Genomic DNA, 14,061 nt, shown 5'->3' with positions numbered 1-14,061 from the left:
CACGCGGTTTTCACGTCGTCCACTGCAGTTCGATCAGCTTCAACGCGGCGGCTATCGCAGGCTCGTCCTTGCGCTCGGCCAGCGTGATAAAGCTCAGTTGCGTCGGCACCGTAATGCCTTCGACGATGGTCAGCGCATGCGCGTGCGCCTCGGCGATCGCAATCGCGTCGCGCGCGAGCGTGAGGCCCACGCCCGATTTGACGAGATCGAGCATCGACGGCTCCTGGTCCACTTCGGCCACCTTCACCGGCTTGACGCCCGCCTCGCCGAACGCTCGGGACAGCAGCCGGTTATGCGCCGACGCGGGCGGCGTCCAGATCCACGGAAACGCGGCGAGCGAACGCCAGTCGCGCGCGCCTTTGACGCGGTCTTTCCAGCCGGCCGGCGCGAGCACGCGGTACTGGAAGTGCGTGAGCGTCAGTGTATGGAACGCGGAACCGTCGCGTGTATCGTCGTCGGACGGCACGCCGATGTAGTAGCCGACGTCCAGCTCGCCCGCGCGAACCTGGTCGAGCACCCAGCCCGACATGCCGTGCCGCAAAGCCGTCTCTATGTGCGGCCACGTCTCGACCAGTTGCTTCAGAAAGCCGCCGAGCCGCAGGAACTCCGGATCGAGGATCGTGCCGATGCGTAAGCGCCCGCGCACTTCCTGGCGCAGCGATTGCGCGGCGCGCTGCACGTCGCTGGCCGCGGCCAATGCGCGTTCGGCGTGCGGCAGCAGCGCCTGGCCGTCGCGCGTGAGCGAGAGCCCGTGCGAGGTCCGCGTGAACAGCGCGACGCCGAGCGTCTCCTGCAAATGCTTGATTTGCAGACTGACAGCCGGCTGCGTGAGATGCAGTTGCACGGCGGCACGCGTGAGATTGCCCTCGCGTGCCACAGTGACGAACGCGCGTAGCAGAGTGAGATCCATCCACTGATATTAACGCGGCTTATAGCGCAGTTGAGCATTACTCATTGGATTTCACGCGACCAAGCGCCGTAACCTCGTATTCCAGTACGCCGTTTTGTGGCGGAAGATAGGCAGCAAACCATCGCGAACGATGGTCCCCAACCGAGAGGACAGAACATGAGCGAGACATATCAGGACGAAACCGTCCGCAGCGCCGCGGGCGTGCGGGCGCTGACGCATTTCATCAACGGCAAGGCCATTGAGGGAACGAGCGGCCGTTTCGCCGACGTCTTCAATCCCGCGCTCGGCGAAGTGAGCGCGCGCGTGCCGCTCGGTAGCGTCGCCGAAGTGGATGCGGCTGTCGCCGCCGCCTACGCCGCGTTTCCCGCATGGAGCGAAACGGCGCCGATCAAACGCGCGCGCGTGCTGTTCAAGTTCAAGGAACTGCTCGACCGCCATCACGACGAACTCGCGGAACTCATCACGCGTGAGCACGGCAAGGTGTTTTCCGATGCGAAGGGCGAAGTGATGCGCGGCATCGAAGTGGTCGAGTTCGCCTGCGGCATTCCGAATCTGTTGAAGACGGACTTCACTGACCAGATCGGCGGCGGCATCGACAACTGGAATCTGCGCCAGCCGCTCGGCGTGGTCGCCGGCATCACGCCATTCAATTTTCCGATGATGGTGCCGTGCTGGATGTTCCCCGTCGCGATCGCCTGCGGCAATACGTTCGTGCTGAAGCCGTCGGAGCGCGATCCGTCGGCGTCGAACCGTATCGCCGAATTGCTCAAAGAGGCCGGTTTGCCCGACGGCGTGTTCAACGTCGTTCACGGCGACAAGGTCGCGGTCGACGCGCTGCTCGTGCATCCCGATGTGAGCGCGGTGTCGTTTGTCGGCTCGACGCCGATTGCCGAGTACATCCACAGCGAAGGCACGCGGCACGGCAAGCGCGTGCAGGCGTTGGGCGGTGCCAAGAATCACCTCGTCGTGATGCCGGACGCGGACCTCGATCAGGCCGTCGACGCGTTGATCGGCGCGGCCTACGGTTCGGCCGGCGAGCGCTGCATGGCGATCTCCGTGGCAGTGGCAGTCGGCCATATCGCCGATGAGCTGGTCGAACGGCTCACGCCTCGCGTGAAGAGCCTGAAGATTCTGAACGGCATGGAAGCGGCCGCCGAAATGGGACCGCTGGTGACGGCCGCGCATCGCGAGAAAGTGCTCGGCTATATCGAAGCGGGCGTCGCGGCAGGCGCGAAGCTCGTCGTCGATGGCCGCGGTCATCAGGTCGACGGTCACGAGAAGGGCTTCTTCCTCGGCGGTACGTTGTTCGACAATGTGTCGACCGATATGAAGATCTATCGCGAGGAAATTTTCGGGCCGGTGCTGTGCGTGGTGCGCGTGCCCGATTTCGCGTCGGCGGTGGAACTGATCAACGCGAACGAGTTTGCCAACGGCGTATCGTTGTTCACGTCGGACGGCGGCATCGCGCGCGCTTTCTCGCGGCAGATCCAGATCGGCATGGTCGGCATCAACGTGCCGATTCCCGTGCCGATGGCGTGGCATTCGTTCGGCGGCTGGAAGAAGTCGCTGTTCGGCGATCATCACGCGTACGGCGAGGAAGGCGTGCGGTTTTACACGCGCTACAAGAGCATCATGCAGCGCTGGCCCGACAGCATCGCGAAGGGCGCGGAGTTCACCATGCCGGTCGCGAAGTAGTTCGCGACGTAGTTGGAAGCGGTCACGGTTGTGGCCTTCGGCGTGCGTCGCGCGTTTCTCGTGACGCGCGCCGAAGGTGTCGATAAAGCCGGGCGTGAAGCCGTCGGCAAAAAATGATTAGGAGACTGAACGATGAGCCACGCGCAAGCTGCGTCTTCGGGGCGGCGTCTCGAAGGCGAATTCGACTACATCATCGTTGGCGCCGGGACGGCGGGCTGCGTGCTCGCCAATCGCCTGACCGAAGATCCGGACGTGCAGGTCCTGTTGCTCGAAGCGGGCGGCAAGGACGACTATCACTGGATTCATGTTCCGGTCGGCTATCTCTACTGCATCGGCAATCCTCGCACTGACTGGCTTTATAAAACGCAGGCCGAGCCGGGGCTAAACGGCCGCGCGCTCTCGTATCCGCGCGGCCGCGTGCTCGGCGGCAGTTCGTCGATCAACGGCATGATCTATATGCGCGGCCAGCGCGAGGATTACGACGAATGGGCACGCGTGACCAACGACGCGTCGTGGTCGTGGGACGCCGTGCTGCCCGTCTTCAAACGCAGCGAGGACCACTACGCGGGTGCGAGCGAATCGCATGGCGCGGGCGGTCCGTGGCGCGTCGAGAAGCAACGCCTCAAATGGAAAATACTCGAGGAGTTCGCGAAGGCCGCGCAGGAAACCGGCATTCCCGCCACCGACGACTTCAATCGCGGCGACAACACGGGAGTCGGCTACTTCGACGTCAACCAGAAGCGCGGCATTCGCTGGAATGCTTCGAAAGCGTTCTTGCGCCCCGCGATGAGGCGGCCGAACCTCACGATCATCACCGGCGCGCATACGCAGCGCGTCGTATTCGAGGGACGCCGTTGCACGGGCGTCGAATATCGCGGCAACGAGATCGACTACGTGGCCAAAGCGCGTTGTGAGGTCATACTGAGTTCGGGCGCGGTGAACTCGCCGCAATTGCTCGAGCTATCCGGCATTGGTAACGGCGCGCGTCTGCACAACCTCGGTATCGAAGTCGTCAACGATCTGCGCGGTGTCGGCGAAAACTTGCAGGACCATTTGCAACTGCGCATGGCTTATCAGGTCGACGGCGTGCGCACGTTGAACACGGCGTCCGCCCATTGGTGGGGCAAGCTGATGATCGGCGTGCAGTACGCGCTGTTTCAAAGCGGCCCGATGTCGATGTCGCCGTCGCAACTGGGCGCGTTCGCGAAGTCCGATCCCGACGATCGCTCGCTTGCGCGGCCCGACCTCGAATATCACGTGCAGCCGCTTTCACTCGATCGCTTCGGCGAACCGCTGCACCGGTTCAATGCATTCACGGCGTCCGTGTGTCAGTTGCGGCCGACTTCGCGCGGCAGCATCCATATCGAATCGGCGGACGCGTCGGCGCCGCCGTTGATCGCGCCCAACTATCTGTCGACGGATTATGACCGCCATGTGGCGGCGAACGCGTTGCGTCTCACGCGCCGCATTGCTGCCGCGCCTGCCCTCGCGCGTTACCAGCCGCGGGAAATCTTGCCGGGTATCGAGTATCAGAGCGAGGAAGAACTGCAACGTGCGGCAGGGCTTGTGGGCACCACGATCTTCCATCCTGTCGGCACATGCCGCATGGGCACGACCGACGATCCCGCTGCGGTCGTCGACAACAGGCTACGAGTTATCGGGGTGGATGGACTGCGCGTGGTCGACGCATCGGTCATGCCCACCATCACATCGGGCAATACGAACTCGCCCACGTTGATGATCGCGGAGCGCGCAAGCGACATGATCCGCGAGGATCGCCGCGCGCGCGTGGCCGGCAGCGTGACCGCGCAGGCAGGCAAGGCAGTCTCGATGACCGCAGCCTGACACACATCTCGCATCGCGGCACGCGCCATGCGTGCCGCGCATTCCAAGCACAGTCGCGTGCATCGACACGCCGCCTGTCTCCAATGAGAGACTGCCGTGCGCGGTTGCACACGCATCATCCACTAAGTGCAAATCCCAATGAATGCGCTGCATCATTGGCGCGACAATGGCAGCCATGCTGCGTGTTGCCCCAGGGATTACCGTCCGGATTGGTGCAGCACGCCAACGAGCGTGCACGGGGTGCCGCCGTCCAAATTAAAAGTCGCGCAGGGCTTCGCGCGAAAGCTCGTAGTGCTTCGCCTAACTCCGTATGGAAGGGAACATGATTCTCGGCGATACGATTCTCGAAACGCGCGGCCTCACCCGTGAGTTCAAAGGCTTCATTGCCGTGAACGGCGTGAACCTGCGCGTGCGCCGTGGCTCGATCCATGCGCTGATCGGCCCCAATGGAGCAGGCAAGACCACCTGCTTCAACCTGCTCACCAAGTTCCTCGAACCGACAGCCGGCCAGATCGTCTTTAACGGCGTCGACATTACGAAAGAGCGGCCGGCGCAAATCGCGCGGCGCGGCATCATTCGTTCGTTCCAGATTTCCGCTGTGTTTCCGCATCTGACGGCATTGCAGAATGTGCGCATCGGTTTGCAGCGCTCGCTCGGCACGGCTTTTCATTTCTGGAAAAGCGAGCGCACGCTGCGCCAACTCGACGACCGGGCGATGGACCTGCTCACGCAAGTGGGCCTGACCGATTTCGCCGATGTACTGACCGTCGAACTCTCATACGGCCGCAAGCGCGCGCTGGAAATCGCCACCACGCTCGCGATGGAACCCGAGCTGATGCTGCTCGACGAGCCGACGCAAGGCATGGGCCACGAGGACGTCGATCGCGTGACGGCATTAATCAAGAAAGTATCGAGCGGCCGCACGATTCTGATGGTCGAACACAACATGAACGTGATTGCCGGCATCTCCGACACGATCACCGTGCTGCAACGAGGCGAAGTGCTCGCCGAGGGCACGTATGCCGACGTGTCGAAGAATCCGCTCGTGATGCAAGCCTATATGGGCAGCGCCGACGCGGCGCTCGCCGGAGCCCACGCATGAACACAATTGCCGAGCGCGAAAGCCTCGAGGTGAGCGGCAAGGCCGCTGGCGCGCCCGCGCTCGAAATCACGGGATTGCAGGCCTGGTATGGCGAGTCGCACATCCTGCATGGCGTCGATCTGACCGTGGACCGCGGCGAGGTCGTCACGCTGCTCGGCCGCAACGGGGCAGGGCGCACCACGACATTGCGCGCGATCATGGGACTCACCGGCCGGCGCACGGGCTCGATCCGCATCGGCGGACGTGAAACGATCAATCTGCCCACGCATCGCATCGCGCATTGCGGCATTGGCTATTGTCCCGAAGAGCGCGGCATTTTTTCGAGCCTCTCGTGCGAGGAAAACCTGTTGTTGCCGCCGCCTGTCGGCGACAAGGCGCACATGATGTCGCTCGAGGAAATCTATTCGATGTTCCCGAATCTGCAGGAACGCCGCATGAGCCAGGGCACGCGGCTCTCAGGCGGCGAACAGCAGATGCTCGCGGTTGCGCGCATACTGCGCACCGGCGCGAGCCTGCTGCTGCTCGACGAGATTTCCGAAGGGCTCGCACCTGTCATCGTGCAGGCGCTCGCGCGCATGATCGTCACGTTGAAGGCGCGCGGCTACACGATCGTGATGGTCGAACAGAATTTCCGCTTTGCCGCGCCACTTGCCGATCGCTTCTATGTGATGGAGCACGGTACGATCGTCGAACACTTCGGGGCAAGTGAACTCGAAAGCAAGATGCCGGTGCTGCACGATTTGCTGGGCGTGTAGAGAGCGCGCCCAACTGCCTCTGATAACCACAAGCGAAGAACCAGGAGACACGAATGAAAAAGAACCCACTCGCGCGGCTTGCCTCAGTTTGTTTCGCGGTCGCCGCCGGCGCCGCTATCACGATGAGTAGCGCGCAAGCGGCTGACGACGCAGTGAAGATCGGTTTTATCACCGACATGTCGGGGCTTTATGCGGACATCGACGGCCAGGGCGGCCTCGAGGCGATCCGCATGGCGGTTGCCGATTTCGGCGGCAAGGTCAACGGCAAGCCGATCACCGTGCTGTACGCGGATCACCAGAACAAGGCGGACATCGCGGCATCGCGCGCACGCGAATGGATGGATCGCGAGGGACTCGATCTGCTGATCGGCGGCACGAACTCGGCAACCGGTCTGTCGATGAACACCGTCGCCGGTGAAAAACACAAGGTGTACATCAGCATCGGCGCGGGCGCGGACACGCTGACCAACGAGCAATGCACGCCGTACACGATTCACTATGCGTACGACACGACGGCGCTCGCAAAAGGCACCGGCTCAGCGGTCGTGAAGCAGGGCGGCAAGTCGTGGTACTTCCTGACGGCCGACTATGCGTTCGGCAAAGCGCTTGAAAAGAACACGTCGGACGTGGTGAAGGCGACCGGCGGCCAGGTGCTGGGCGCGGTGCGTCATCCGTTGTCGGCGTCGGACTTCTCGTCGTTCCTGTTGCAGGCACAGTCGTCGAAGGCGCAGGTTCTCGGCCTCGCGAATGCAGGCGGCGACACGATCAACTCGATCAAGGCCGCGAAGGAATTCGGCATTACGAAGAGCATGAAGCTCGCCGCGCTGCTGATGTTCATCAACGACGTGCACAGTCTCGGTCTTGAAACAACACAAGGTCTCGTGCTGACCGATAGCTGGTACTGGAACAAGGACGCGAACACGCGCAAGTGGGCGCAGCGTTACTTCGACAAGATGCGCAAGATGCCGTCGAGCCTGCAGGCCGCCGACTATTCGGCGACGATGAATTACCTGAAAGCGGTGCAGGCAGTCGGCTCGACCGACTCCGAGAAAGTCATGGCGCAACTGAAGAAGACGAAGATCGACGACTTCTATGCGAAGGGCTACATCCGTCAGGACGGCAGCATGATCCACGACATGTACCTGATGCAGGTGAAGACGCCGGCTGAGTCGAAAGAGCCGTGGGACTACTACAAGATCACCGCGACGATTCCGGGCGAGCAGGCGTTCACGACGAAGTCGGAAACGCGCTGCGCGCTGTGGAAATAAGCGCGGATTGACGGCCTGACTGTGACGGCTGGCTGTCCGCGTGGGCAGTCAGCCGTTCGCTTCGCTTCATATGCCGCGCGCGGCCGGCGTGATGCGCGCTTCGCGTGCCGGCCCGATCGTGCGCAACCGATCTCGCCTTGACGATAGGTGAAGGCTTCAATGGACATCTTTGGCATTCCGCTTCCCGCGATGCTGAGCCAGTTGCTGCTCGGACTCGTGAACGGCTCGTTCTACGCAATTCTGAGTCTGGGTCTTGCGGTGATCTTCGGCTTGCTGAACGTGATCAACTTCGCGCACGGCGCGTTGTTCATGCTCGGCGCGATGCTCGCGTGGATGGGCTTCTCGTACTTCGGCGTGCCGTACTGGCCGATGCTGATCATCGCGCCGCTGCTCGTCGGCCTGTTCGGCGTACTGATAGAACGCTCGATGCTGCGCTGGCTGTACAAGCTCGATCATCTGTACGGGCTGTTGCTCACGTTCGGGCTGACGCTCGTCGTGGAAGGCGTGTTCCGCTCCATCTACGGCTCGTCCGGTCAACCCTATGACGTGCCGTCGGCCTTGTCGGGCGCGACGAACCTCGGCTTCATGTTCCTGCCGAACTATCGCGCATGGGTCGTCGTGGCGTCGCTCATCGTCTGCTTCGCGACGTGGTTCGTGATCGAGAAGACGCGGCTTGGCGCCTATCTGCGCGCGGGGACTGAGAACCCCAAGCTCGTCGAGGCGTTCGGCATCAACGTGCCGCTGATGATCACGCTCACCTACGGCTTCGGCGTCGCGCTCGCCGCGTTTGCCGGCGTGCTCGCCGCGCCCGTCATTCAGGTGTCGCCGCTGATGGGCCAGCCTATGATCATCACCGTGTTCGCGGTCGTGGTGATCGGCGGAATGGGTTCGATCATGGGCTCGATTCTCACGGGCCTCATGCTCGGCGTGATCGAAGGACTGACGCGTGTGTTCTATCCGGAGGCGTCGGCGACCGTGGTGTTCGTCATCATGGCGCTCGTGTTGCTGGTGCGTCCGGCAGGTCTCTTCGGCAAGGAAAAATGATGCAGAGAAAACTGCTCTACGGTCTGCTGCTGCTCGCGCTCCTCGCGGTGCCCGTGCTCGGCATCTATCCGCTCTTCGTGATGAAGGTGATGTGCTTCGCGCTCTTCGCCGCCGCGTTCAATCTGCTGATCGGATACACGGGGCTGCTGTCGTTCGGCCACGCGATGTTTCTCGCGTCGGCAGGCTACGTCACCGGTTATGCGATGCAGACGCTCGGCTTTTCGCCCGAGCTCGGTGTGCTTGCGGGCACTGCTTGCGCGACGCTGCTCGGGTTTGTCGTCGGCATCTTCGCGATTCGCCGCCAGGGCATTTACTTTGCGATGGTGACGCTCGCGCTCGCGCAGATGGTCTACTTCGTGTTCCTGCAAGCGCCGTTCACACATGGCGAGGATGGTCTGCAAGGCGTGCCGCGCGGCAAGCTTTTCGGCGTGCTGGATCTTTCGTCCGACGTCGCGTTGTACTTCGTCGTGCTGGCGATCATGGTGCTCGCGTTCCTGCTGATCGTGCGGATCGTGCATTCGCCGTTCGGTCAGGTGCTCGTCGCGATCAAGGAAAACGAGCCGCGCGCCGTGTCGCTCGGCTACGATACCGACCGCTTCAAGTTGCTGGCCTTCATTCTCTCGGCCGGGCTTGCGGGACTCGCAGGGTCGCTGAAGGTCGTGGTGCAGGGCTTCGAGACTTTGAGCGATGCGTATTGGACGATGTCGGGCCTGGTCGTGCTGATGACGCTCGTCGGCGGCATGGGCACGCTGTTCGGGCCGCTGCTCGGCGCGGCGCTGATCGTGGCTCTTGAAGATCGGCTGGGCGACATCGGCAGCGCGCTCGCTTCGACGACGGGCGTCGAATGGTTCCGCTCATTGGGCGAATCGGTGACGATCGTGACGGGCGTGATCTTTATCGCCTGCGTGCTCGCGTTCCGGCGCGGGATCGTGGGCGAGATCATCGCGCGCGTTCGGCCGTTGCGCGCCTGAGCGGTGCAGTCCGGTTCCAGTGCATCGAATTACTTCGACATCCGATCTAATTGCGCTGCTTTGCAGTATGACCGGTCGATCCCGCTTGAGCCCTTATTCACGTATCCTGCGGCAACGGCGCTTAAACGCGCCCCAATTTAGTGCCGCACTGCACCACTAGGGTAATTGCTAGTTGTGGCATGGGGGGTGCTCGTTTAACCTTCATGCAGTTCTGATGCACCACGAATTTGCAGGTGGAGAACGAGGAGACATGAGGCACTAAGTGCCCACACGAAAGCGCTGTTGGATTGATATCCAACAGCGCTTTTTATTTTGTGTTTTCCAAATAGCGCCATTCAAATCTTTTGCTAACTCGGTGACCGTTTTATGTCGCCGACGATTCGCTCATTTGCCACGCCACAGCCCGTCAAAACGCTTGCGGCGTGCGGCTCGCCTCCGCTACACTCCTCATTCACCGACCGCTGGGTCGGGATTTAATTCACGAATTTAATTTGAATTGTTTTAACGGGGCATAGAGGAGCGGGATGAAGTCGGCATTGCGTTGGATCAGCGCGGCATTGGTCGCCACCGGAGTTTCGGCTGCATGGAGCGGCCCTGTATTCGCGGACGTGAAAATCGGCGTCACTGTCTCGGCAACCGGCCCGGCCGCATCGCTCGGCATCCCGGAGAAAAACACCATCGCGTTGCTGCCCAAGGAAGTGGCCGGGCAGAAGATCGATTACATCGTGCTCGACGACGCGACGGATTCCACGCAAGCCGTCAAGAACGCCCGCAAGCTCACCAGCGAAGATCGCGTCGACGCGATGATCGGCTCGACCGTCGTGCCGAATTCGCTCGCCATGATGGACGTCGCCGCGGAAAACACCACGCCGGTTATCTCTCTGGCTGCTGCCGCAAGCATCGTCGAGCCAATGGACGCGAAGCGCGCGTGGGTCTTCAAGACGCCGCAAAACGACATCCTGATGGCCACCGCGATCGCGCAGCACATGTCCAACCAGGGCGTGAAGACGGTCGCGTTCATCGGCTTCTCGGACGGCTACGGCGAAAGCTGGTTCAAGGAATTCAGCAAGGCCGCCGACCTCGCGAAGATCAAGGTCGTGGCGAACGAACGCTTCGCGCGAAACGACGCGTCGGTCACGGGCCAGGTGCTGAAGATCATGTCGCAGAACCCGGACGCGGTGCTGATCGCAGGCGCGGGCACGCCTGCGGCGCTGCCGCAGAAAACGCTCAAGGAGCGTGGTTACAAGGGCAAGTACTACCAGACGCACGGCGTCGCGAATAACGACTTCCTGCGCGTGTGCGGCAAGGACTGCGAGGGTACATATCTGCCGGCTGGCCCGCTGCTCGTCGCGGAGCAACTGCCCGATTCGAATCCGGTGAAGAAGAGCGCGCTCGCCTACAAGCGCGCGTACGAAGGCGCATATGGCGCGGGCTCGGTGTCGACTTTCGGCGGTCACGCATGGGACGCGGGTCTGCTGCTGCAACGCGCGATTCCTCTCGCGCTGAAGAAAGGGCAGCCCGGCACGCCGGCGTTCCGCGAAGCGCTGCGCGCCGCGCTCGAAGGCACGAAAGACCTGCCCGCATCGCATGGCATCTTCAACATGAGCGCGAACGACCATGCCGGTCTCGATCAGCGGGCGCGCGTGATGGTGCAGATTGTCGGCGGCAAGTGGAAGTTGTCCGGCGACTGAGCAAGGGCGAAGCAATAGTCGACCTCATACAAAAAGACGCGTGCAGTTGACGCGTCTTTTTTATTGCCTCAGTTGCTTTCCGTAGCGCTGTATCGACGCCGCGAGTGTGGTTGTGCGGCTTCAGGACAAACCCGCATTTGGGTTGCAGTCTATTGACCGTCGGCGCGACACGACGCAATACTACTAACATGTTAGTGTTTTGTGCACGCCAGTTCGGAAACGACATTTCAGGAATCGCAGCAGCAGGGAGTGACCTACAAGCGGCGAAGGCTATCTCGTTGAGCAGGGAAAACCATGCTTGGCACAGCCGGACCCTATAACTAGATTCAGACACCCGACCCACGAGTCGGATCACAGATACGCACTTCGGAGCGTTGGAGACTTGCAATGGCAATGACAAAGACAAAGACAAAGCAATGGGTACGGACTGGCATCGCGATGGCATTGATGTGCGGTGCAGGCGCGGCGTTCGCTCAGGTGAAGATCGGCGTGACGCTGTCGACCACGGGGCCGGCTGCATCGCTCGGGATTCCTGAGAAAAACACGATTGCGTTGCTGCCGAAGGAGATCGGCGGCAAGACGGTGCAGTACATCATCCTCGATGACGCGTCCGATACGGGCAAGGCCGTGCAGAACACGCGCAAGCTGATCGACGAAGATCACGTCGACGCGATCATCGGCTCGACCGTCACGCCGAATTCGCTGGCCATGCTCGATCCCGCATCCGAAGGCAAGACGCCGGTCATTTCGCTCGCGGCTTCCGCTGCGATCATCTCGCCGATGGACGCGAAGCGCGCATGGGCCTTCAAACCGCCGCAGAACGACAGCCTGATGGCCGACGCCATCGCCGAGTACATGGAGCATCACGGCGTGAAGACGGTCGGCTTCATCGGCTTCGCGGATGCCTACGGCGATAGCTGGAACAAGGTGTTCACAACCGCAACCGCTGCGCACAACCTGAAGATCGTGACGAACGAGCGCTTCAACCGGACCGACGCTTCGGTGACGGGCCAGGTGCTCAAGACGATGGGTGCGAATCCCGACGCGGTCCTGATCGCAGGCTCCGGCACGCCGGCCGCGCTGCCGGCCAAGACGCTCAAGGAGCGCGGCTACAAGGGCAAGATCTATCAGACGCACGGCGTCGCGAATAACGACTTCCTGCGCGTGTGCGCCAAGGACTGCGAAGGCGAAATTCTGCCGGCCGGTCCGATCCTCGTCGCCGATCAGTTGCCGGAGTCGAATCCGGTAAAGAAGTCGTCGCTGGCCTATAAGGCGGCGTACGAGAAAGCCTACGGCGCGGGTTCGGTCGCGACCTTCGGCGGTCATGCATGGGACGCCGGCCAGATGCTGCAACGTGCGATTCCGGAGGCTTTGAAGACGGCTCAACCGGGCACCGAAGCATTCCGCGTGGCACTGCGCGGCGCGCTGGAAAGCATCAAGGAACTGCCGGTCTCGCACGGCATCATGAACACGACCACGACTGACCACAACGGCCTCGACAAGCGCGCACGCGTGATCGTGGAGATCGTCGACGGCAAGTGGAAGCTGCAGAACGACTAATACAAAGCGACTCATAGAAAGCGGTACGCGCCTCTCGTGAAGTGCGGCACATGACGCCGCACTGCCATTCTGTTCGATGACAATGGCACCGACCGCCGCGCCGTGCTCCGGCGCGGCGGTCGTCTTTTCCAGTTTCGATTTCGACGCTTCAGGACGAGGAAGTATGGATCTATCAATTGCGGCGATCCTCGCGCAGGACGGCATCACGACGGGCGCCATTTACGCGTTGCTCGCGCTCGCGCTGGTGCTGGTGTTCTCCGTGACGCGGGTGATCTTCATCCCGCAGGGCGAGTTTGTTTCGTATGGCGCGCTCACGCTCGCCGCGTTGCAAACTCAAAAGTTTCCGGCCACCTGCTGGCTGCTGATGGCGATGGGCGCGGCATGCTTCGTCGTCGAAGTCGTGGGGTTCGTGCGGCACGCGGAACGGCGCCGGCATGCGGCGCGCACGCTGGCCGTACTGGTCGGCAAGTATCTGCTGTTTCCGGTCGCGGTTTATGCGCTGACGCAAGGCGTTTTCCTTCACCCTCTGCCGATGATCGCGCAGATCGCCTTGACGCTCCTGATCGTGATTCCGATGGGACCGTTTGTTTACCGGCTCGCGTATGAGCCGATCGCTGAGGCGACCACGCTGTTGCTGCTGATCGTGGCAGTGGCGGTGCACTTCGCGATGGTGGGCCTCGGTCTCGTGATGTTCGGCGCGGAAGGCTCGCGCACCACCGCGTTTTCGGACGCGACGTTCAACCTCGGCAGCCTGTCGATTTCAGGACAAAGCCTGTGGGTGGTCGGCACGGCGGTCGTGCTGATCGGCGCACTGTATCTGTACTTTGACCGCTCGATCTCCGGCAAGGCACTGCGCGCGACATCCGTGAACCGGCTCGGCGCGCGGCTCGTCGGCATCGGCACGACGCAAGCAGGGCGGCTCGCGTTCACGCTCGCCGCGGGCCTTGGCGCGCTGTGCGGCATTCTCGTCGCGCCGTTGACCACCATCTACTACGACTCGGGCTTCCTCATCGGCCTGAAGGGCTTCGTGGGAGCGATTATCGGCGGGCTCGTCAGCTATCCGCTGGCGGCGGCCGGCTCGATCCTCGTCGGTCTGCTGGAGTCGTACTCGTCGTTCTGGGCGAGCGCCTACAAGGAAGTGATCGTGTTCACGCTGATCATCCCGGTGCTGCTCTGGCGCAGTCTCGCCAGCCCGCACACGGAAGAGGAAGAGGAGTGAC

Annotated in this window: 11 protein-coding genes; 10 read left to right on the top strand and 1 reads right to left on the bottom strand. The window is 62.2% G+C overall.

Annotated features, from left to right (window positions below):
* Window positions 1-10: 10 nt before the first annotated feature.
* Window positions 11-910 (bottom strand): LysR family transcriptional regulator, encoded by a 900-nt coding sequence (locus tag P0D87_RS08855; RefSeq protein ID WP_006050825.1) that lies wholly within the window; start codon window positions 908-910, stop codon window positions 11-13.
* A 156-nt stretch (window positions 911-1,066) separates the two neighbouring features.
* Between P0D87_RS08855 and P0D87_RS08850 the strand changes: the two genes are divergently transcribed.
* From P0D87_RS08850 to P0D87_RS08805, 10 genes are all read left to right on the top strand, one after another.
* Complete coding sequence (locus P0D87_RS08850; protein ID WP_053858911.1) at window positions 1,067-2,605, top strand: CoA-acylating methylmalonate-semialdehyde dehydrogenase; 1,539 nt, start codon at window positions 1,067-1,069, stop codon at window positions 2,603-2,605.
* A gap of 132 nt (window positions 2,606-2,737) precedes the next feature.
* Window positions 2,738-4,450 (top strand): GMC family oxidoreductase, encoded by a 1,713-nt coding sequence (locus P0D87_RS08845; RefSeq protein WP_053858910.1) that lies wholly within the window; start codon window positions 2,738-2,740, stop codon window positions 4,448-4,450.
* 322 nt (window positions 4,451-4,772) lie between these two features.
* Window positions 4,773-5,552, top strand: coding sequence for an ABC transporter ATP-binding protein (locus P0D87_RS08840; RefSeq protein WP_006050828.1), 780 nt, complete (start codon window positions 4,773-4,775; stop codon window positions 5,550-5,552).
* Window positions 5,549-6,307: an ABC transporter ATP-binding protein gene (locus tag P0D87_RS08835; protein WP_006050829.1), complete on the top strand. Its 759-nt coding sequence runs from the start codon at window positions 5,549-5,551 to the stop codon at window positions 6,305-6,307. Before P0D87_RS08840 ends, P0D87_RS08835 begins: the two co-directional genes overlap by 4 nt.
* Before the next feature lie 53 nt (window positions 6,308-6,360).
* Window positions 6,361-7,575, top strand: a complete 1,215-nt coding sequence (locus tag P0D87_RS08830) for an ABC transporter substrate-binding protein (protein WP_006050830.1) — start codon at window positions 6,361-6,363, stop codon at window positions 7,573-7,575.
* 159 nt (window positions 7,576-7,734) lie between these two features.
* Window positions 7,735-8,619 (top strand): branched-chain amino acid ABC transporter permease, encoded by an 885-nt coding sequence (locus P0D87_RS08825; protein WP_006050831.1) that lies wholly within the window; start codon window positions 7,735-7,737, stop codon window positions 8,617-8,619.
* Window positions 8,619-9,590, top strand: a complete 972-nt coding sequence (locus P0D87_RS08820; RefSeq protein WP_006050832.1) for a branched-chain amino acid ABC transporter permease — start codon at window positions 8,619-8,621, stop codon at window positions 9,588-9,590. Before P0D87_RS08825 ends, P0D87_RS08820 begins: the two co-directional genes overlap by 1 nt.
* A 524-nt stretch (window positions 9,591-10,114) precedes the next feature.
* Window positions 10,115-11,281 carry an ABC transporter substrate-binding protein gene (locus P0D87_RS08815; protein ID WP_053858909.1) on the top strand — a complete coding sequence of 389 codons (1,167 nt, stop codon included), beginning with the start codon at window positions 10,115-10,117 and terminating at the stop codon, window positions 11,279-11,281.
* A 387-nt stretch (window positions 11,282-11,668) separates the two neighbouring features.
* Complete coding sequence (locus tag P0D87_RS08810) at window positions 11,669-12,841, top strand: ABC transporter substrate-binding protein (RefSeq protein ID WP_408636788.1); 1,173 nt, start codon at window positions 11,669-11,671, stop codon at window positions 12,839-12,841.
* A 163-nt stretch (window positions 12,842-13,004) separates the two neighbouring features.
* Entirely contained in the window at window positions 13,005-14,060 is a 1,056-nt protein-coding gene (locus P0D87_RS08805; protein WP_053858908.1) for a branched-chain amino acid ABC transporter permease, read from the top strand.
* The last annotated feature ends 1 nt before the right edge of the window (window position 14,061 follow it).

Source organism: Paraburkholderia sp. RL17-368-BIF-A, from assembly GCF_046054045.1.
GTDB lineage: Bacteria > Pseudomonadota > Gammaproteobacteria > Burkholderiales > Burkholderiaceae > Paraburkholderia > Paraburkholderia graminis.
The sequence above is the reverse complement of the archived record's forward strand: the minus strand, read 5'-3'. Positions and strand labels throughout refer to the sequence as shown.

Excerpts from the sequence above, each read along its gene's own strand:
- P0D87_RS08855 (WP_006050825.1), bottom strand. The coding sequence starts at position 910 with ATGGATCTCACTCTGCTACGCGCGTTCGTCACTGTGGCACGCGAGGGC.
- P0D87_RS08850 (WP_053858911.1), top strand. The coding sequence starts at position 1,067 with ATGAGCGAGACATATCAGGACGAAACCGTCCGCAGCGCCGCGGGCGTG.
- P0D87_RS08845 (WP_053858910.1), top strand. The coding sequence starts at position 2,738 with ATGAGCCACGCGCAAGCTGCGTCTTCGGGGCGGCGTCTCGAAGGCGAA.
- P0D87_RS08840 (WP_006050828.1), top strand. The coding sequence starts at position 4,773 with ATGATTCTCGGCGATACGATTCTCGAAACGCGCGGCCTCACCCGTGAG.
- P0D87_RS08835 (WP_006050829.1), top strand. The coding sequence starts at position 5,549 with ATGAACACAATTGCCGAGCGCGAAAGCCTCGAGGTGAGCGGCAAGGCC.
- P0D87_RS08830 (WP_006050830.1), top strand. The coding sequence starts at position 6,361 with ATGAAAAAGAACCCACTCGCGCGGCTTGCCTCAGTTTGTTTCGCGGTC.
- P0D87_RS08825 (WP_006050831.1), top strand. The coding sequence starts at position 7,735 with ATGGACATCTTTGGCATTCCGCTTCCCGCGATGCTGAGCCAGTTGCTG.
- P0D87_RS08820 (WP_006050832.1), top strand. The coding sequence starts at position 8,619 with ATGCAGAGAAAACTGCTCTACGGTCTGCTGCTGCTCGCGCTCCTCGCG.
- P0D87_RS08815 (WP_053858909.1), top strand. The coding sequence starts at position 10,115 with ATGAAGTCGGCATTGCGTTGGATCAGCGCGGCATTGGTCGCCACCGGA.
- P0D87_RS08810 (WP_408636788.1), top strand. The coding sequence starts at position 11,669 with ATGGCAATGACAAAGACAAAGACAAAGCAATGGGTACGGACTGGCATC.
- P0D87_RS08805 (WP_053858908.1), top strand. The coding sequence starts at position 13,005 with ATGGATCTATCAATTGCGGCGATCCTCGCGCAGGACGGCATCACGACG.